The sequence below is a fragment of the Streptomyces sp. NPDC021225 genome (genome assembly GCF_044332865.1).
Classification (GTDB): domain Bacteria; phylum Actinomycetota; class Actinomycetes; order Streptomycetales; family Streptomycetaceae; genus Streptomyces.
In genome coordinates, this window is record NZ_JBIRPV010000015.1 from 26,374 (window position 1) to 43,665 (window position 17,292).

At 71.9% G+C, this 17,292-nt stretch carries 18 protein-coding genes; 15 read left to right on the forward strand and 3 right to left on the reverse strand.

Annotated features, from left to right (window positions below; translation table 11 throughout):
• Positions 1–428 precede the first annotated feature (428 nt).
• The 10 genes from ACH4S9_RS40385 (at position 429) to der (ending at position 9,700) form a co-directional block, all read left to right on the forward strand.
• Positions 429–1,445, forward strand: a complete 1,017-nt coding sequence (locus tag ACH4S9_RS40385) for a ParA family protein (RefSeq protein ID WP_385345225.1) — start codon at positions 429–431, stop codon at positions 1,443–1,445.
• Entirely contained in the window at positions 1,430–2,026 is a 597-nt protein-coding gene (locus ACH4S9_RS40390; RefSeq protein WP_385345222.1) for a hypothetical protein, read from the forward strand. The genes ACH4S9_RS40385 and ACH4S9_RS40390 overlap by 16 nt, the downstream gene beginning before the upstream one ends.
• Before the next feature lie 66 nt (positions 2,027–2,092).
• Positions 2,093–3,253, forward strand: a complete 1,161-nt coding sequence (locus ACH4S9_RS40395) for a segregation and condensation protein A (RefSeq protein WP_398376686.1) — start codon at positions 2,093–2,095, stop codon at positions 3,251–3,253.
• Positions 3,250–3,939 (forward strand): SMC-Scp complex subunit ScpB, encoded by a 690-nt coding sequence (scpB, locus tag ACH4S9_RS40400; protein WP_311725066.1) that lies wholly within the window; start codon positions 3,250–3,252, stop codon positions 3,937–3,939. Before ACH4S9_RS40395 ends, scpB begins: the two co-directional genes overlap by 4 nt.
• A complete protein-coding gene (locus ACH4S9_RS40405) occupies positions 3,939–5,015 on the forward strand; it encodes a pseudouridine synthase (RefSeq protein ID WP_311725067.1) in 1,077 nt (358 codons plus the stop codon). The genes scpB and ACH4S9_RS40405 overlap by 1 nt, the downstream gene beginning before the upstream one ends.
• Positions 5,016–5,142: 127 nt before the next feature.
• Complete coding sequence (aroH, locus tag ACH4S9_RS40410) at positions 5,143–5,505, forward strand: chorismate mutase (RefSeq protein WP_311725068.1); 363 nt, start codon at positions 5,143–5,145, stop codon at positions 5,503–5,505.
• Positions 5,502–6,587 (forward strand): prephenate dehydrogenase, encoded by a 1,086-nt coding sequence (locus tag ACH4S9_RS40415; RefSeq protein ID WP_385345214.1) that lies wholly within the window; start codon positions 5,502–5,504, stop codon positions 6,585–6,587. The genes aroH and ACH4S9_RS40415 overlap by 4 nt, the downstream gene beginning before the upstream one ends.
• Before the next feature lie 172 nt (positions 6,588–6,759).
• Positions 6,760–7,473: a (d)CMP kinase gene (gene cmk, locus ACH4S9_RS40420; protein ID WP_311725070.1), complete on the forward strand. Its 714-nt coding sequence runs from the start codon at positions 6,760–6,762 to the stop codon at positions 7,471–7,473.
• A gap of 89 nt (positions 7,474–7,562) precedes the next feature.
• The gene (locus ACH4S9_RS40425) at positions 7,563–8,162 is read left to right on the forward strand and encodes a lysophospholipid acyltransferase family protein (protein WP_311725323.1); all 600 of its coding nucleotides are present in this window, start codon (positions 7,563–7,565) and stop codon (positions 8,160–8,162) included.
• Positions 8,163–8,236: 74 nt separating this feature from the next.
• Entirely contained in the window at positions 8,237–9,700 is a 1,464-nt protein-coding gene (der, locus tag ACH4S9_RS40430; protein WP_311725071.1) for a ribosome biogenesis GTPase Der, read from the forward strand.
• Between the two features lie 27 nt (positions 9,701–9,727).
• Here der and ACH4S9_RS40435 read toward each other — a convergent pair whose 3' ends face one another.
• Together ACH4S9_RS40435 and ACH4S9_RS40440 are read right to left on the reverse strand one after the other, a co-directional pair.
• Positions 9,728–10,090 carry a hypothetical protein gene (locus ACH4S9_RS40435; RefSeq protein ID WP_398376690.1) on the reverse strand — a complete coding sequence of 121 codons (363 nt, stop codon included), beginning with the start codon at positions 10,088–10,090 and terminating at the stop codon, positions 9,728–9,730.
• A 236-nt stretch (positions 10,091–10,326) separates the two neighbouring features.
• Positions 10,327–11,112: a hypothetical protein gene (locus ACH4S9_RS40440; RefSeq protein WP_311725073.1), complete on the reverse strand. Its 786-nt coding sequence runs from the start codon at positions 11,110–11,112 to the stop codon at positions 10,327–10,329.
• A 270-nt stretch (positions 11,113–11,382) separates the two neighbouring features.
• On the opposite strand from ACH4S9_RS40440, the gene ACH4S9_RS40445 reads away from it, so the two are divergent.
• The 4 genes from ACH4S9_RS40445 to ACH4S9_RS40460 all read left to right on the forward strand — a co-directional run bounded on the left by ACH4S9_RS40445 (position 11,383) and on the right by ACH4S9_RS40460 (position 14,835).
• Positions 11,383–12,633: a glycosyltransferase family 4 protein gene (locus ACH4S9_RS40445; protein ID WP_398376691.1), complete on the forward strand. Its 1,251-nt coding sequence runs from the start codon at positions 11,383–11,385 to the stop codon at positions 12,631–12,633.
• The gene (locus tag ACH4S9_RS40450; RefSeq protein ID WP_398376692.1) at positions 12,630–13,517 is read left to right on the forward strand and encodes a hypothetical protein; all 888 of its coding nucleotides are present in this window, start codon (positions 12,630–12,632) and stop codon (positions 13,515–13,517) included. Before ACH4S9_RS40445 ends, ACH4S9_RS40450 begins: the two co-directional genes overlap by 4 nt.
• Before the next feature lie 107 nt (positions 13,518–13,624).
• A complete protein-coding gene (locus ACH4S9_RS40455; RefSeq protein WP_311725076.1) occupies positions 13,625–13,795 on the forward strand; it encodes a hydrophobic protein in 171 nt (56 codons plus the stop codon).
• Between the two features lie 80 nt (positions 13,796–13,875).
• Positions 13,876–14,835 carry a YafY family protein gene (locus ACH4S9_RS40460; protein ID WP_311725077.1) on the forward strand — a complete coding sequence of 320 codons (960 nt, stop codon included), beginning with the start codon at positions 13,876–13,878 and terminating at the stop codon, positions 14,833–14,835.
• On the opposite strand, the gene ctaD is transcribed toward ACH4S9_RS40460, so the two are convergent.
• Positions 14,804–16,513, reverse strand: a complete 1,710-nt coding sequence (gene ctaD, locus ACH4S9_RS40465) for a cytochrome c oxidase subunit I (RefSeq protein WP_385345201.1) — start codon at positions 16,511–16,513, stop codon at positions 14,804–14,806. The genes ACH4S9_RS40460 and ctaD overlap by 32 nt on opposite strands.
• Before the next feature lie 532 nt (positions 16,514–17,045).
• Between ctaD and ACH4S9_RS40470 the strand changes: the two genes are divergently transcribed.
• On the forward strand, positions 17,046–17,261 hold the full coding sequence (locus ACH4S9_RS40470) for a proteinase inhibitor I78 (protein WP_358845402.1): 216 nt from the start codon (positions 17,046–17,048) through the stop codon (positions 17,259–17,261).
• The last annotated feature ends 31 nt before the right edge of the window (positions 17,262–17,292 follow it).

A 17,292-nucleotide genomic window follows, 5' to 3' on the forward strand; every position in this document is an offset into this window, starting at 1 on the left:
CCGTTGATGTGTCCGATACGACCCGTAACGCGGATGACAGGCTGCTCGGTCAACTCGCCCTAAAAGTAACTATTAAGACGCTTTGCCCGTCGAGGAATCCTCGCTTCACACCCCATACGCCCTTGACAGCGGGGTGTTCGATTGCCGACACATCGTGCCGTGTCCGGTGGATTGTGTTGCTGCGAACCGCCGACACGCCATAGAGTCGCCAACCGTCGGCATGGTGTCACGCTGACCTATCTAGAAATTTCCTGGTCACCAAGGAGGTAGGACGACTTGTGAATGAGTCGACATTTTCTCCCGGGGGTGGTCTACCAGGATCGGCTGCGCGGGGCCAGGGTCCCTCGGGGCTCGAGGCTGTCGGCTCTGTCGCTGTCCGCACCTTCGCCACGCACCAGAACATGACGACAGCCCACCAGAGTCAGAGCATGGACGGCCATCACGTGAACGCCATGGCCGGCGACCAGGGGGGCATGGATCCCGCCCGCTTCGCCGACTACGACGACCTCCCCGACGGGCACTTCTACGACCCGGACGCCGAGTACGAGCCGGATCCCGAGTACGCGGCCACGCTCGCGCCCGACGCGGCCCGCCAGCGACGCGAGCGCATCGGCCCCACCGGGCGGCCGCTGCCGTACTTCCCGATCCCCGGACCGCTGACCGACCACGGCCCCGCGAAGATCATCGCGATGTGCAACCAAAAGGGCGGCGTCGGCAAGACCACCTCCACCATCAACCTCGGCGCGGCGCTCGCCGAATACGGCCGCCGGGTCCTGCTCGTCGACTTCGACCCGCAGGGCGCCCTGTCGGTCGGCCTCGGCGTCAACCCGATGGAGCTCGACCTCACGGTCTACAACCTGCTCATGGAGCGGGGCATGTCGGCCGACGAGGTGCTGCTCAAGACGGCCGTGCCCAACATGGACCTGCTGCCCAGCAATATCGACTTGTCGGCTGCCGAGGTGCAGCTGGTCAGCGAGGTTGCCCGGGAGTCCACCCTCCAGCGCGCCCTCAAGCCGCTGATGGCGGACTACGACTACATCGTCATCGACTGCCAGCCCTCGCTCGGCCTGCTCACCGTGAACGCGCTCACCGCGGCGCACAAGGTGATCGTGCCGCTCGAGTGCGAGTTCTTCGCGCTGCGCGGTGTGGCGTTGCTCACGGAGACGATCGAGAAGGTCCAGGAGCGGCTCAACCCCGAGCTCGAACTGGACGGCATCCTCGCCACGATGTACGACTCGCGCACCGTGCACAGCCGTGAGGTTCTGGCCCGCGTGGTCGAGGCGTTCGACGACCACGTCTACCACACGGTCATCGGCCGTACGGTCCGCTTCCCCGAGACCACGGTCGCGGGTGAGCCGATCACCACGTACGCGTCCAACTCCGTGGGTGCCGCCGCATACCGTCAGCTCGCCAGGGAGGTGCTCGCCCGGTGTCACGCCGAGTGAGTCTGCCGGGAGCCGACGAACTGTTCCGCACCACCGGAGGAACGGCGCTCCAGTCGTCCTCCCCCGCGTCCTCCCGCCGTCAGAACGGCGGCGAGGCGCGGGTGCCCGCCCCGGCCGGCGACCCCGACACGGCCGCTGACGGGGCCGAGGGCGGCCCGGGAGAGCGACGGGGGGCGGAGGACGCGGAGCAGTCCGGCGCGGCCGAGCACAGCGGCCGGGAGGCCGGTGCCCGTGCGGACGCCATCGCCGACCGCCGCCCGGCGGGCGGCGGTGAGCGGCCCAAGAGCCGTCAGCCGCAGGACGGACCGCCCGCGTCGGCCCAGGCGGGCCCCGCCCGCCGCCGCGGCCGCGCGGCCAACCGCCGCCCCAGCGGCCGCGAGCGCCACGACGAGAAGATCACGGTCTATGTCTCCGCCGAGGAGTTGATGGACCTCGAGCACGCCCGGCTGGTGCTGCGCGGCGAGCACGGCCTCGCCGTCGACCGCGGCCGGATCGTCCGCGAGGCGGTCGCGGTCGTCCTCGCCGACCTCGAGTCGCGGGGCGACGCGAGCATCCTGGTGCGCCGCCTGCGCGGTCGCTGACGGGGTCGGGCGATAGCCTGCCCGCTCGTAGGGCCGCGCCGCCCGACCCCCGCTCCCTGGACCGCGATGCCGAAGAACCCCGCCCCCGCCCCGCCCCCTCGCCCACCCCGCCGCACCCTCGGCCGGGGCCCCGGCACGGGCCCGCGCGCGGCAGGCACCGAGCCGGGGGAGCAGATCCCCGGCCCTGCGATCCCGCCCGACGAGGCGGTGGCCCCCGCCGAGCCAGAGCCAGAGCCCGAGCCAGAGCCCGAGCCCGAGCCCGAGGCCGGGTCCGTCCCGGGCCCTGAGCCTGAGGCCCCGGTCGACACGGCTGACACGGCTGACACAGTCGATGCGCGGCCGGCTGAGCCCTCTGAGCCCACTGAGCCCTCCGAAGTCGGGAGTGGCGCCGAGGCCCCCGCCGACGCGCAGGGCAAGTTCACCGTGCGGCTGGCCAACTTCGAGGGGCCCTTCGATCTGCTGCTCCAGCTGATCTCCAAGCACAAGCTCGATGTCACCGAGGTCGCCCTCTCCAAGGTCACCGACGAGTTCATGGCGCACATCCGGGCCATGGGACCGGACTGGGACCTCGACCAGACCACCGAGTTCCTGGTCGTCGCCGCGACCCTCCTCGATCTCAAGGCCGCCCGGCTGCTGCCCGCCGCCGAGGTCGAGGACGAGGCCGACCTGGCCCTGCTGGAGGCCCGCGATCTGCTTTTCGCGCGCCTTCTCCAGTACCGCGCGTTCAAACAGATCGCGGACATCCTGAACGACCGGCTGATCGCCGAGGCCCGCCGCTACCCGCGCACCGTCGGCCTGGAGCCGCACCACGCCGACCTCCTCCCCGAGGTCGTCATCAGCATCGGCGCGGAGGGGTTCGCGAAGCTGGCCGTGAAGGCGATGCAGCCCAAGCCCAAGCCGCAGGTGTACGTCGACCACATCCACGCCCCGCTGGTCAGCGTGCGGGAGCAGGCGGAGGTCGTGGTGGCGCGGCTGCGGGAGCTGGGGGAGGCGAGCTTCCGGACGCTGACCGAGGACGCGCCCGATGTGCTGACCGTCGTCGCGCGGTTCCTGGCGCTGCTGGAGCTTTACCGGGAGCGCGCGGTGCACCTGGACCAGGAGGAGGCGCTCGGCATGCTCATGGTGCGCTGGACGGGCGCGGAGGGGCGGGAGCCGCTGGTCACCGACGAGTTCGACCAGGAAGAGCAGCAGGGGGAGAAACAGCCCGAGAAGGAGGCGGAGACGTGAGCGAGCAGCAGCCATCCCGCACCGCCGAGGCCCCGTCCGGGTCCTCGGACCTCTCCGAGCTCGACCTCAAGCCGGCCCTGGAGGCCGTCCTCATGGTCGTCGACGAGCCCGCCACCGAGGAGCACCTGGCCAAGATCCTGGACCGGCCGCGCCGGGCGGTCCGGGGCGCGCTGCGCGAGCTGGCCGACGAGTACACGGGCCAGGGCCGCGGCTTCGAGCTGCGGCTGGTCGCGGGCGGCTGGCGCTTCTACACCAGCCCCGCCTACTCCGCGGCCGTCGAGCGCTTCGTCCTGGACGGCCAGCAGGCCCGGCTCACCCAGGCCGCTTTGGAAACCCTCGCCGTGGTCGCGTACCGTCAGCCGGTCAGCCGTTCCCGCGTCTCGGCCGTGCGCGGGGTGAACTGCGACGGCGTGATGCGGACCCTCCTTCAGCGCGGCCTCGTGGAGGAGACGGGAACGGAACCGGAAACAGGTGCGATCCTGTACAGGACGACGAACTACTTCCTGGAGCGGATGGGCCTGCGCGGCCTGGACGAGCTTCCCGAGCTCGCCCCGTTCCTCCCGGAGGCGGACGCGGTCGAGGGCGAGTCGCAGGAAGGGCTGCCATCCTTCGACCCGGACGCCCCGGACCCGGACGACGACCACGACAACGGCCGCGACAACGGCCACTCTCAGACGGAATCTTGATGCGAAGCAGCGGCAGGAACAGCAGGGGCACCGGCGGGCAGAACTACCGGGGCGCGGGCAACGGGCGCGACGACAAGCAGAAGCGCGCGGGCCGGCCCCGTCCCGAGGAGCGCCGCTACGACGTGGGCGGCGGCCAGCCCGGCGGCTCGAAGAGCGGTGGCCGGGGGAGCGGTGGCCCGTCCGGCGCCGGGGCCGGCGGCGCCAAGGCGGGCGGCCCGAAGAGCGGCGGCCGCGGCCGCAAGCCCGCGGCCCCGGCCCGGCCGCGCGAGTACGAGGCCCAGATCGAGGAGCGCAACCGCGCCCGGCACGACAAGCCGCGGGTCAATCTGCCCAAGACGTTCCCCGGAGCCGAGCAGGAGGGCGAGCGGCTCCAGAAGGTCCTCGCCCGCGCCGGCATGGGCTCGCGCCGCGCCTGCGAGGAGCTCATCGACCAGGCCAGGGTCGAGGTCAACGGCAAGATCGTCACGGAGCAGGGGCTCCGCGTCGACCCGGAGAAGGACGAGATCAAGGTCGACGGGCTGACCGTCGCCACCCAGTCGTATCTCTTCTTCGCGCTGAACAAGCCCGCGGGCGTGGTCTCCACCATGGAGGACCCGGACGGCCGCCAGTGCCTGGGCGACTACGTCACCAACCGCGAGACCCGGCTCTTCCACGTCGGCCGCCTCGACACCGAGACCGAGGGCATCATCCTGCTCACCAACCACGGCGAGCTGGCCCACCGCCTCACCCACCCCCGCTACGGCGTCACCAAGACCTATCTCGCCGCGATCCAGGGCCCCCTCCCGCGCGACCTCGGCAGGCGGCTCAAGGACGGCATCCAGCTGGAGGACGGCTACGCCCGCGCCGACCACTTCAAGGTCGTGCAGAACACCGGCAAGAACTACCTGGTCGAGGTGAGCCTGCACGAGGGCCGCAAGCACATCGTGCGGCGCATGCTCGCCGAGGCCGGCTTCCCGGTCGACAAGCTGGTGCGCACGGGCTTCGGCCCGATCGCGCTGGGCGACCAGAAGTCCGGCTGGCTGCGGCGGCTGACCAACACCGAGGTCGGCATGCTGATGCGCGAGGTCGAGCTCTAGCCGGCCCGGCTCCCCGGCCCCCGGCGACCGCGGATGTCCGCAAGGTGGTCGCGGCCGCGGCGCGCCCGGTCGGCCTCGCTAGGCTGACCGGGGGACGCCGGGGGCGGTACGGAAAGGGAGCACAGACGTGGCGGTACGAGCGGTCCGCGGGGCAGTCCAGCTGGAGCGGGATGAGCCACAGCACATGCACGAGCAGGTCTCCGCGCTGCTCACCGCCATCCTGGAACGCAACGCCCTGACGCCGGACGACCTGATCAGCGTGTGGTTCACGGCCACCCCCGATCTGCACAGCGAATTCCCCGCCGTCGCCGCCCGCAAGCTCGGGATCACCGACGTGCCGCTGATCTGCGCCCAGGAGCTGGACATCGCCGGGGCCATGCCGCGGGTGGTCCGCGTCCTCGCGCATGTCGAGTCCGGCCTGGCCAAGGCCGACATCGCCCATGTCTACCTCGGCGCAGCCGCCGCCCTCCGTAAGGACATCGCCCAGTGAGAACCGCGCTCGTCATCGGCACCGGCCTGATCGGCACCTCCGTGGCGCTCGCCCTGGCGGGCCGCGGCGTCCGGGTGCACCTCAGCGACCAGGATCCGGACCGGGCCCGTACCGCGGCGGCCCTGGGCGCCGGTACGGCGGAGGAGCCGGAGGGGCCCGTCGACCTGGCGGTCGTCGCCGTACCGCCCGCGCATGTGGCCCGGACCGTCGCCGAGGCGATGCGCCGGGGCGTCGCGCGCGGCTTCCTGGACGTCGCCAGCGTCAAGGGCGGCCCGCGCCGCGAGCTGGAGGCGCTCGGCTGCGATCTGACCCGGTACCTCGGCACGCACCCCATGGCGGGCGCCGAGCGGTCCGGGCCGCTGGCCGGGACGGCCGACCTCTTCGAGGGCCGCCCGTGGGTGCTCACCCCCACCAGCGCCACCGACACCGAGGTGCTCAACCTCGCGCTCGAGCTGGTCGCGCTGTGCCGGGCCGTGCCCGTGGTGATGGACGCGGACGCCCACGACCGGGCCGTGGCCCTGGTCTCGCACACCCCGCAGCTGCTCTCCAGCATGGTCGCGGCGCGGCTGGAGGACGCGGACGAGACGGCGGTGCGGCTGTGCGGGCAGGGCATCCGCGATGTGACCCGGATCGCCGCCTCCGACCCCGGGATGTGGATCGACATCCTCTCCGCCAACCCGGGCCCGGTGGCCGACATCCTCGCCGCGGTCGCCGCCGACCTCGACGAGACGGTACGGGCGCTGCGCGCGCTCCAGTCGGCCGACGAGGCCAAGCGGGGCGACGGCGCGGCGGGCATCGAGGACGTGCTGCGGCGCGGCAACGTGGGTCGCGAGCGGGTGCCGGGCAAGCACGGCGCGGCCCCCGCCGCGTATGAGACCGTCGCGGTGTTCATCGGCGACCAGCCCGGCGAGCTGGCCCGTATCTTCGCCGACGCGGGCCGTGCCGGGGTCAACATCGAAGACGTTCGCATCGAGCACGCGACCGGCCAGCAGTCCGGCCTGATCCAGCTCTTCGTCGAACCCCATGCCGCGCCCGGCCTCACGGCGGCCCTGAGGGAACGCGGCTGGTCCATCCGGCAGTGACCGACCAGTCGGCGGACGGATTCCGGCGCGGCCGTCCCGGAGCCTGGGAGGCGCTCTGGCGCCGAGCGGTGCGAGGGTGGCGGTGTGAGGGAGGTCCGGGGCTGGTCGATCCGGCAGTAACCTTGTGCGGGGCTCCATGGAGCGCCCGCGCAACCGCCCGTGCACGAGAAAGGTGTCTGCCACCGTGGAAACCGCCGACCGGACCGCCCCGGCAGCAGTGATTGTCGCGATCGACGGCCCAGCAGGCACGGGCAAGTCCAGCACCTCCAAGGCCGTCGCGGCCAAGCTCGGCCTCGGCTACCTCGACACCGGCGCCCAGTACCGGGCGATCACCTGGTGGATGGTGAACAACGGGATCGACGCCGACGACGCCACCGCCGTGGCCGACGCCAGCGCCAAGCCCGTCATCGTCTCCGGCACCGACCCGTCCGGCCCCACCATCACCGTGGACGGGGTGGATGTCTCCGGCCCGATCCGTACCCAGGAGGTCACCTCCAAGGTCAGCGCGGTCAGCGCGGTCCCCGAGGTGCGGGCGCGGATCACCGAGCTTCAGCGGAGCATCGCCGCCGAGGCGCCGCGCGGCATCGTGGTGGAGGGCCGGGACATCGGCACCACCGTGCTGCCCGACGCCGACGTCAAGGTCTTCCTGACCGCCTCCGCCGAGGCGCGGGCCGCCCGCCGCAGCGGGGAGCTGAAGGGCAAGGACGCCGCCGGCCTGGCCGCCACCCAGGCCGCGCTGGCCAAGCGGGACGCCGCCGACTCGGGCCGCAAGACCTCGCCGCTCGCCAAGGCGGACGACGCGATCGAGGTGGACACCACCGACCTCACCCTCGAGCAGGTCATCGAGTGCGTGGTCACCCTGGTCGAGGAGAAGCGGTCCGCGTGACCCAGAGCCCCGACAAGGCCGCCAAGGCTTCCGCCACGCTGCCCAGCGAGAGCGGCGCCGCGGTCGGCCGCCGGATCGGCATCGGTCTGATGTACGGGCTGTGGAAGCCGCGGGTGCTGGGTGCCTGGCGGATCCCGGCCAACGGGCCGGTGATCCTCGCGGGCAACCACTCCCACAACCTCGACGGCCCGATGCTGATCGGCACCTCGCCGAGGCCGGTGCACTTCCTGGTCAAGAAGGAGGCGTTCGTCGGTCCGCTGGACCCGTTCCTGCGCGGGATCGGGCAGCTGAAGGTGGACCGTGCGAGCGCCGACCGGGCAGCGATCACGGACGCGCTGGGCGTGCTGGAGCGCGGCGGAGTGCTGGGGATCTTCCCGGAGGGCACGCGAGGCGAGGGGGACTTCGCCTCGCTGCGCGCCGGGCTCGCCTACTTCGCCGTACGGTCGGGCGCCCCGATCGTCCCGGTGGCGGTGCTGGGCACCGCGCTGCGGCGCGGCCGGGTGGTGCCGGGGCTGCCGCCGCTGCGCAGCCGGATCGACGTGGTCTTCGGCGACCCCTTCGAGGCGGGCGACGGCAGCGGCCGGCGGACCCGCGCGGCCCTGGACGAGGCGACCGTGCGCATCCAGAAGCGGCTGGGGGAGCATCTGGCCGACGCCAGGCGGTTCACCGGCCGCGTCGGCCACCCATAACGACGTGACAGCCGCGGGCCGTACGGGCCCGCGGCAGCTGCGAGCAGCAGCGAAGGACGACGAGGAATGACTTCATGAACGACCAGATCCACACCGGCGGCGACGAGCACGGTGAGCTTGGCGACGCCGAGTACGCGGAGTTCATGGAGCTCGCCGCGCAAGAAGGGTTCGACCTGGAGCAGGTCGAGGGCGACCTGGCCGCGGCGGGGCATGGCCCGCTGCCGGTCCTCGCCGTCGTCGGCCGCCCGAATGTCGGCAAGTCGACTCTGGTGAACCGCGTCATCGGCCGCCGGGAGGCGGTCGTGGAGGACCGCCCGGGCGTCACCCGCGACCGGGTGACCTATGAGGCGGAGTGGTCCGGCCGCCGCTTCAAGGTGGTCGACACCGGCGGCTGGGAGCAGGACGTGCTCGGCATCGACGCGTCCGTGGCCGCGCAGGCCGAGTTCGCCATCGAGGCCGCCGACGCGGTGGTCTTCGTGGTGGACGCCACGGTCGGCGCCACCGACACCGACGAGGCCGTCGTCAAGCTGTTGCGCCGGGCCGGGAAGCCCGTGGTGCTGTGCGCCAACAAGGTCGACGGCCCCAGCGCAGAGGCGGACGCCGCGATGTTGTGGTCGCTGGGCCTCGGCGAGCCGTACCCGGTCTCCGCGCTGCACGGCCGCGGCACCGGCGACATGCTGGACGCCGTGCTGGAGGCGCTGCCCGAGGCCCCGGCCCAGACCTTCGGCGCCGCCGTCGGCGGTCCGCGCCGCATCGCCCTCATCGGCCGCCCGAATGTCGGCAAGTCGTCCCTGCTGAACAAGGTGGCGGGCGAGGAGCGCGTGGTCGTCAACGAGATGGCGGGCACCACCCGCGACCCGGTGGACGAGCTGATCGAACTTGGCGGGGTGACCTGGAAGTTCGTGGACACCGCCGGTATCCGCCGCCGGGTGCACCTCCAGGAGGGCGCGGACTACTACGCCTCGCTGCGCACCGCCGCCGCCGTGGAGAAGGCCGAGCTCGCGGTCGTGCTGATCGACGCGAGTGAATCCATCAGCGTCCAGGACCAGCGGATCGTCTCGATGGCGGTCGAGGCCGGGCGTGCGATCGTCGTCGCGTACAACAAGTGGGACACGCTCGACGAGGAGCGCCGCTACTACCTCGAGCGTGAGGTCGAGACCGAGCTGGGGCAGATCCAGTGGGCGCCGCGGGTCAATGTCTCGGCGCGCACCGGCCGCCACATGGAGAAGCTGGTCCCGGCGATCGAGGCCGCGCTGGCCGGGTGGGAGACCCGGGTGCCGACCGGGCGGCTCAACGCCTTCCTCGGTGAGATCGTCGCCTCCCACCCGCACCCGGTCCGCGGCGGCAAGCAGCCCCGCATCCTCTTCGGGACGCAGGCCGGGACCAAGCCGCCGCGCTTCGTGCTGTTCGCCTCGGGCTTCCTGGAGGCGGGCTACCGCCGGTTCATCGAGCGCCGGCTGCGCGAGGAGTTCGGCTTCGAGGGGACTCCGCTCCAGATCTCGGTGCGGGTGCGCGAGAAGCGCGGCCGCAAGAAGTAGCTTCCGTCCGCGGGCGGGGTCACGGGTTCAGTATCCGTGGCCCCGCCCGTCGCGCTGTCCGGGCGGCAGCGCGGGCAGATACGTGCGGTGGTGGCGCCCGATGGGCTCCCAGCCCCCGGTGTGGCCGCCCGGGTGGCCGTGGCCGCCGTGGCCCGAGTAGCCGCCCGTGTGGCCGGTGTGGCCCGCATGACCGTGGCCTCCGCTGGTCAGCCCGCGGGGCTGGGCGGGCTGACCGATGGCGCTGAACGCCGTGAACCCCAGATCCTCCTCGTCCGAGCGGTCGCCGGGCAGGGCCCGGAACATCATCCGGTACTCCGCGTACAGCGCGTCGTAGATCGGCGTGGCGGAGGGGCGCCGGTGGTCGCTCAGGGTGTCCTGCGCCGGGCGCATCGCCGGAATGTGGGCGTGCTGGACCGGATACGGGTAGCGGGAGGCCGGGGGAAGGGCTGACCGGGCGGGCGGGTCATACGGGGATCGGGAGGGTGGGGGAAGGGAGGATCGGGAGGGTGGGTCGTATGCGTGCACGTATGTGCCAACGACCCGGCCGCCCGTCGGATGCGGGATCGGCGGCGAATGGGCCGCGTGTACGAGGTCGGCACGGCGGGGTGCGGGCGCGGCCATGGGGATCAGGTGCCCGCGAGCGGCATGGCGGCGCCGACCAGGGCGCCGCGCGCGGCGGCCCGGTCCAGGGCGACGCGCAGCTGGTCCTCGCGCGGCTGGGTGCCGATGGTGCCGGCCGGCGCGGCGTACACCAGCACCTGCTGGGACCTGCCGAGGGCGGCCTGCCAGCCCTCGCTCACCGGCATCGGCTGGTGCGCCTGCCACCACGCCACGGGCGGGCCGCCCGCGGCCGGCATCAGCACGGCGTGCAGCTGCCCCGCGGCCAGCAGCACGGACCAGCCGGGGATCGGCGCCGGGGGCCGGCCGAGGTCGTACACCGGCAGAAAGCCCTGCTCGGTCAGGAGGGGGAGGAAGTCGTCGCCCGGGCCGCCGGTGCCGGGGCGGGCGATCGGCTCGGTCGGCTCGACGACGAGCGCGGGCCGGGCCTCGCCGCCCACCAGGACGACCCCGCTGGTGACGCCGAGCACCGCCTGGGTGTCGGCGACCGGCGGCTCGGGGGCGGGCGGCGCGGTGTCCTCGGCGGTGATGGACCGCACGGCGCCGCGCAGCTGCTCCTCGGAGACCGGCACGACCTGGGAGGGGACGCAGGTGGCGTGCGCGAACGCGAGCACCGCCGTCTCCTGGCCGACGAAGAGCACGGTGCTGGTGCGCTCCTGCTCGGTGTTCCCGGGCGTGCGGCAGGAGGTGCAGTCGTAGCTGCCCGGGGCGTTCTCGCCGGCCAGCAGCCGATCGGCTTCTTCGTCTCCGATCTCGGCGCGTACGTCATCGCTGACGTCGAGCATGCGCGGCACGGGTGGCTCCTCGTATCGGTCCGTGGGCCGGGCGGTTCCCGGCTCCATGTAGTCAACGGGCCATCCACGGCGTGGTCACTGCACTTGAGGCTCTGATGAGCTAAAGACGGTAAAAGTTCCGCACGTTCGCTACCGATTTGACATACGTTCAAGAACAAGACGGTGATGGAGCCCAACCCAGCAACCGTTTCGCCGGTCTGACCCAGTGATAGGCGGACGAGTGCGGTTGTCCGCGGGAAAACGGCGGGAAACGGTTGGATAGCGGGACGGATGCATATCTCATTCCTGATTCACAACGCTTACGGGATCGGCGGGACGATCCGCACCACGTACAACCTCGCCCGCACGCTGGGCGAACAGCACGACGTGGAGATCGTCTCGGTGTTCCGCCACCGTGACGCGCCGGTCTTCGACCCCGGCTCGAACGTGCGGATCAGCCATCTTGTGGACCTCCGCAAGAAGAGCCCGACCTACGAGGGGGCGGACCCTGACCACGCCCGCCCCGCTCAGGTCTTCCCGAAGAGCGAGGGCCGGTACAAGCAGTACAGCCGGCTCACGGACCGGCGGATAGCCGAGCACCTCAGGAACCTGGACGCGGATGTCGTGGTCGGCACCCGCCCCGGCCTGAATGTGCACATCGCCCGTGAGGCCCGCCGCGGCCCGGCGCGCGTCGGTCAGGAGCACCTGACCCTGAGCACCCACTCCAACGCGCTGAAGCGGGCGCTGCGCGGCGCCTACCCCCGGCTCGACGCGGTCACCACCGTCACCCGGGCCGACGCCGAGACCTACCGCGACCAGATGCGGCTGCCGGGCGTACGGCTCGAGGCGGTGCCCAACAGCGTGCCCGAGCCGGGCCTGAGGCCCGCCGACGGCAGCGGCAAGTGGGTCGTCGCGGCCGGCCGGCTCGCCCCGGTGAAACGGTACGACCTGCTGATACATGCGTTCGCCAAGGTCAGCGCGGAGCGTCCGGACTGGCGGCTGCGGATCTACGGCGGCGGCGCCCAGCACGCCAAGCTGCGCGCCCTGATAGACCGCCTGGGCCTCTACAACCACATCTATCTGATGGGCCCCGCCAACCCCCTGGACCCGGAGTGGGCCAAGGGCTCGATCGCGGCCGTGACCTCCAGCATGGAGTCGTTCGGGATGACCATCGTCGAGGCGATGCGCTGCGGTCTCCCCGTGGTCTCCACCGACTGCCCGCACGGGCCCGCCGAGATCATCGACAACGGCGTGGACGGCCGCCTGGTCCCCACCGGGGACGTCGACTCCATCGCCGCGGCCCTGCTGGACCTCATCAACGACGACGAACTGCGGCAGCGCATGGGCCGGGCCGCGCTGGAGGGCTCCGCCCGCTTCGACCCGTCCCGCGTGGCCGGGCGGTACGAGTCGCTCTTCACCGACCTCGTGGCGCGCGGCAGCCTGCGCGGCACCCTGCACCGCGCCCGCGGCGCCCTCCTCAGCGGGGTCTTCGCGACGAAGGACGCGGGCCGCTCGATGCTGGGAAAGGCGCGTACCGCATGAACGAGGATCTCGACACGGCCGACGAGTTCGCTCCGCCGCGCGCCGACTGCATGGCGGACTCCGCCGGCGGGCTCACCTTCCATGTCTCCGACTGGGTTCGTTCCGGGCCCGGGGGCGGCCCCGACGAGGCCGGGTCGGCCGATGCGCTGGTCCTGGTGCGCCGGGGCGCGGACCCCGGCTCCGGGAGCGAGGTGCGGCTGCCGCTCGCGCCCGCCGAGGACGGCAGGCTCCAGGCCGCGCTGCCGAGCACGGTGTCCTTGCCCGAGGGGCGCTGGGACGTCCATGTGGCCCACGGCGAGGTTGAGCCGCAGCGGCTCGCCCCGGGCCTGAACGACCTGCGCTCGCTGGTCGACCGCAGGCCCGGCCCCAGCACCTCGCCGCTGTCCGTCCGCATCCCGTACCCGACCAAGCACGGCAACCTCTCGCTGCGCAGCTGGCGCCGCGCCCCGCACGCCGAGGCGGGGGAGCTGCGGGTCGAGGGCGGCCGGCTGGCGGTGCGCGGCGTGCTGTACCGGGTGGAGCGGCCGTCCGAGTGGCTGGCCGGCGCGGTGGCGGAGGCCCGCTGCCGGCGCGAGCCGTCCCGGGTGTGGACCGGGCCGCTGACGGTGGGCGGCGCGGAGAGCGCGGAGTTCTCCTTCACGCTGCCGCTCGCGGAGTTGGCGGAGGGCTGGACGGGCAGTGAGGAGGCCTGGGACCTGTGGCTGCGCCCGGCGGACCCGGACGCGGCCCCGGTGCGGCTGGCGCGGATCCTGGACGACGTCCCGGACAAGAAGGACATCTTCACCTACCCGGCCCAGCCGGTCGCCGCCCCGCACGGCGCTGCGAAGGCCGGTCCGTACTACACCACCAACAACGATCTGGCGGTACGCGTCGACAGCGCCTGATCAGCGCCCAGCCGACGCCGAGTGGACCCGGGGATGGGGGGATCCCCGGGGGCGGAGCGGTACTAATCTGGACATAAGTGCAACTCGCACCTGTGGAGGTGTGAACGATGATGCCTGTCCTTCTGGTCCTGCTCCTCGCGGTGGTCCTGTTCGGAATCGGATTCGTCGTCAAGGCGCTGTGGTGGATCGCCCTCGCGGTTCTGGTGGTCTGGCTGCTCGGCTTCCTGTTCCACCGCACCGGGGCGACCGGGCGCCGGACGCACTGGTACCGCTGGTGAGAGACGGCATCAGCGGCTGACGCCGTCTTCCCGGCCGTTGAGGACAGCCTTCGTCCTCGACGGCTGGCACACTCGGCGCCATGTTGGAGACCTCAGCACGTCTGCTCCGTCTGCTCTCACTGCTCCAGGCGCACCGCGAATGGTCCGGCGCGGAGCTGGCCGACCGCCTCGGGGTGACCGCCCGCACCGTGCGCCGCGACATCGACCGGCTGCGCGAACTCGGCTACCCCGTGCACTCCAGCCCCGGGACGGCGGGCGGCTATCAGCTCGGGCCGGGCGCCCAGCTGCCGCCGCTGCTGCTCGACGACGAGGAGGCGGTGGCGGTCGCGGTGGGGCTGCGCCAGGCGGCGGGCGGCGGGGTGGAGGGCATCGAGGAGACCTCGGTGCGCGCGCTCGCCAAGCTGGAACAGGTGCTGCCGGACCGGCTGCGCCGCCGGGTGAGCGCGCTGAGCTCCTTCACCGTGCCGTTGATGGGGGGATTCCGCGGGCCCACGGTCGACCCCGCGGTGCTGACCGAGCTGGCGAACGCCTGCCGGGACTCCCGGCGGCTGCGCTTCGAGTACCGCGACCACAACGGCGCGGTCAGCCGCCGTACGGCCGAGCCGCACCGGCTGGTGGCCGCGCAGCGCCGCTGGTACCTGGTCGCCTGGGACGTGGACCGCGCCGACTGGCGTACGTACCGGGCCGACCGCATCACCCCGACGCCGCCGCACGGCCCGCGCTTCGACCCGCGCCGCCCGCCCGCCGAGGACCTGGCCGCGTATGTCCGCGAGGGCGTGTCCACCACCGCGTACGCGGCGCGGGCCACCGTGCTGCTGCGGGTGTCCGCCGAGCGGGCGGCCGAGCACGTCCCGCCGGCGGCCGGGGTGCTGGAGCCGGTCGACGAGCACAGCTGTCTGCTGCACTGCGGCGCCGGGAGCCTGGACGTCATGGTGATCCATATCGCCCTGATGGGCCTGGACTTCGAGGTGCGCGAGCCGGTCGAGCTGACCGACCACGTCCGGGAGCTCAGGGACCGGCTGACCCGGGCCCTGGACTGATCGGGCCCCGCGGGCCCGGTCCCCGCTCGGCCGCCGCGGCCGCGGCGAACCTCGGGTGGTGCAGATCGAAGGCGGGGGACTCGGAGCGGATGCGCGGCAGGGCGTGGAAGTTGTGCCGGGGCGGCGGGCAGGAGGTGGCCCACTCCAGGGAGCGGCCGAACCCCCAGGGGTCGTCCACGGTCACCACGGCGCCGTGTCTGGTGGTCTTCCAGACGTTGTAGAGGAACGGCAGGGTCGACATGCCCAGCAGGAAGGAGCCGATGGAGGAGACGGTGTTGAGGGCGGTGAAGCCGTCGGCCGCCAGATAGTCGGCGTAGCGGCGCGGCATGCCTTCGACGCCCAGCCAGTGCTGCACCAGGAAGGTGAGGTGGAAGCCGGCGAACAGGGTCCAGAAGTGGATCCGGGCGAGCCGTTCGTCCAGCAGCTTGCCGGTGAACTTCGGCCACCAGAAGTAGAACCCCGCGAACGTCGCGAAGACGACCGTCCCGAAGACCACGTAGTGGAAGTGGCCCACCACGAAGTAGGTGTCGGTGACGTGGAAGTCCATGGGCGGCGACGCCAGGATCACCCCGGTCAGGCCCCCGAAGAGAAAGCTGACCAGAAAGCCCACCGCCCACAGCATGGGCGACTCGAAGGACAGCGAGCCGCCGATCATGGTGCCGATCCAGTTGAAGAACTTCACCCCGGTCGGCACCGCGATCAGAAACGACAGCAGCGAGAAGAAGGGCAGCAGCACCGCGCCGGTCGCGAACATATGGTGGGCCCACACCATCATCGACAGCGCCATGATGGCGATCGTCGCGCCGATCAGGGTCACATAGCCGAAGACCGGCTTGCGGGAGAAGACCGGGATGATCTCGGTGATGATGCCGAAGAACGGCAGCGCGATGATGTACACCTCGGGGTGGCCGAAGAACCAGAAGAGATGCTGCCACAGCAGCGCGCCGCCGAACCGGGCGTCGAAGACCAGCGCCCCGAACCGCCGGTCCGCCTCCAGCACCAGCAGCGCCGCCGCCAGCACCGGGAAGGCCATCAGGATCATGACCGAGGTGAAGAGGGTGTTCCAGGTGAAGATCGGCATCCGGAACATCGTCATGCCCGGGGCGCGCATGGTGATGATGGTCGTCAGGAAGTTCACCGCGCCGAGGATCGTGCCGAACCCCGCCATCGCGAGCCCCATGATCCACATGTCGGCGCCCACGCCGGGGGAGCGGACCGCGCTGTTGAGCGGGGCGTACGCGGTCCAGCCGTAGTCCGGGCCGCCGCCGGGCACGGCCAGGCCGCAGATCACGATCACCCCGCCGAACAGAAAGAGCCAGTAGGAGAGCATGTTCAGGCGCGGAAAGGCCACGTCCGGCGCGCCGATCTGGAGCGGCATGATCTCGTTGGCGAAACCCGCGAAGGCCGGAGTCGCGAACAGCAACAGCATGATCGTGCCGTGCATGGTGAACGCCTGGTTGTACGCCTCGTTCGACATCAACTGCATTCCGGGCCTGGCCAGCTCGGCGCGCATCACCATCGCCAGCGCCCCCGCCACCAGGAAGAAGCCGAATGCGGTGATCAGATAGAGATGCCCGATCTTCTTGTGGTCGGTGGTGGTCAGCCAGTCCACCAGAACCCGGCCCACGCGCGGCTCTTGTGTCGGTCCGGCAGCCGCCTGCGCGGTCTCCGACCCCATCTGTGCTCCTTTTGCATGGCTTCGGCGGGCTTTGGGCTGTGGCCATGATGCGCACGGCGGGCGCACGGGCGCGGGCGGGCGCGGGGGTGCGCCCCGAGCGTCACCCTCTCGGCGGCAAGGCCGTCCCGAGTGGCTCAACGCGCGTCCAGCTGCGTCGGCTGCTGTTCCGGGTACCGCGTCGGCCGAAGGTAAACGCGAGGTTCGGAACCCGGTCGGTTTGTGGCGGAATTGTGTGCTCCGCGAGCGTGGGTGGCGGATTTCCGCCGGGGGTCGGGAATTCCCCGGGAGTTGCCGCGAGATGGTCTCCACCAATATTCGAGTGGCGGCAATACACGGGATAACAAAGAAAACTCGGCGTCACCTTCGCGCCGTCAACAGGGGCCACGTACGAGTGACAGAGAAGGAAGGAAACCCGGGCGTGTTTTCTGTGACACAAGTGTGACGAGTGAGGTACGCGATACGGGTGAGAGCGTGTCGGCGGGTCGTGGAGAGCCGGGTTCCACCGCCGTGTCCCGCCGCATACGGTGGCGTCATGGCACCTGTACCGACACCCTCTGCCGAACCCGACGACGACTTCGACAGCTATGTGGGCCTCGACGCCCGAGCCGCCCAGGAGCGGGCCCGTGAGCGGGGCTGGACCACCGTGCGCACACTCCCGACGGGCGCCATCATCACCATGGAGTACCTGCGGGGGCGGATCAACTTCGAAGTGGCCGACGACACCGTCAAGCGCTGCTGGAAGGGCTGACGGCCGGCACGCCCCACGCCCCACCGGGACG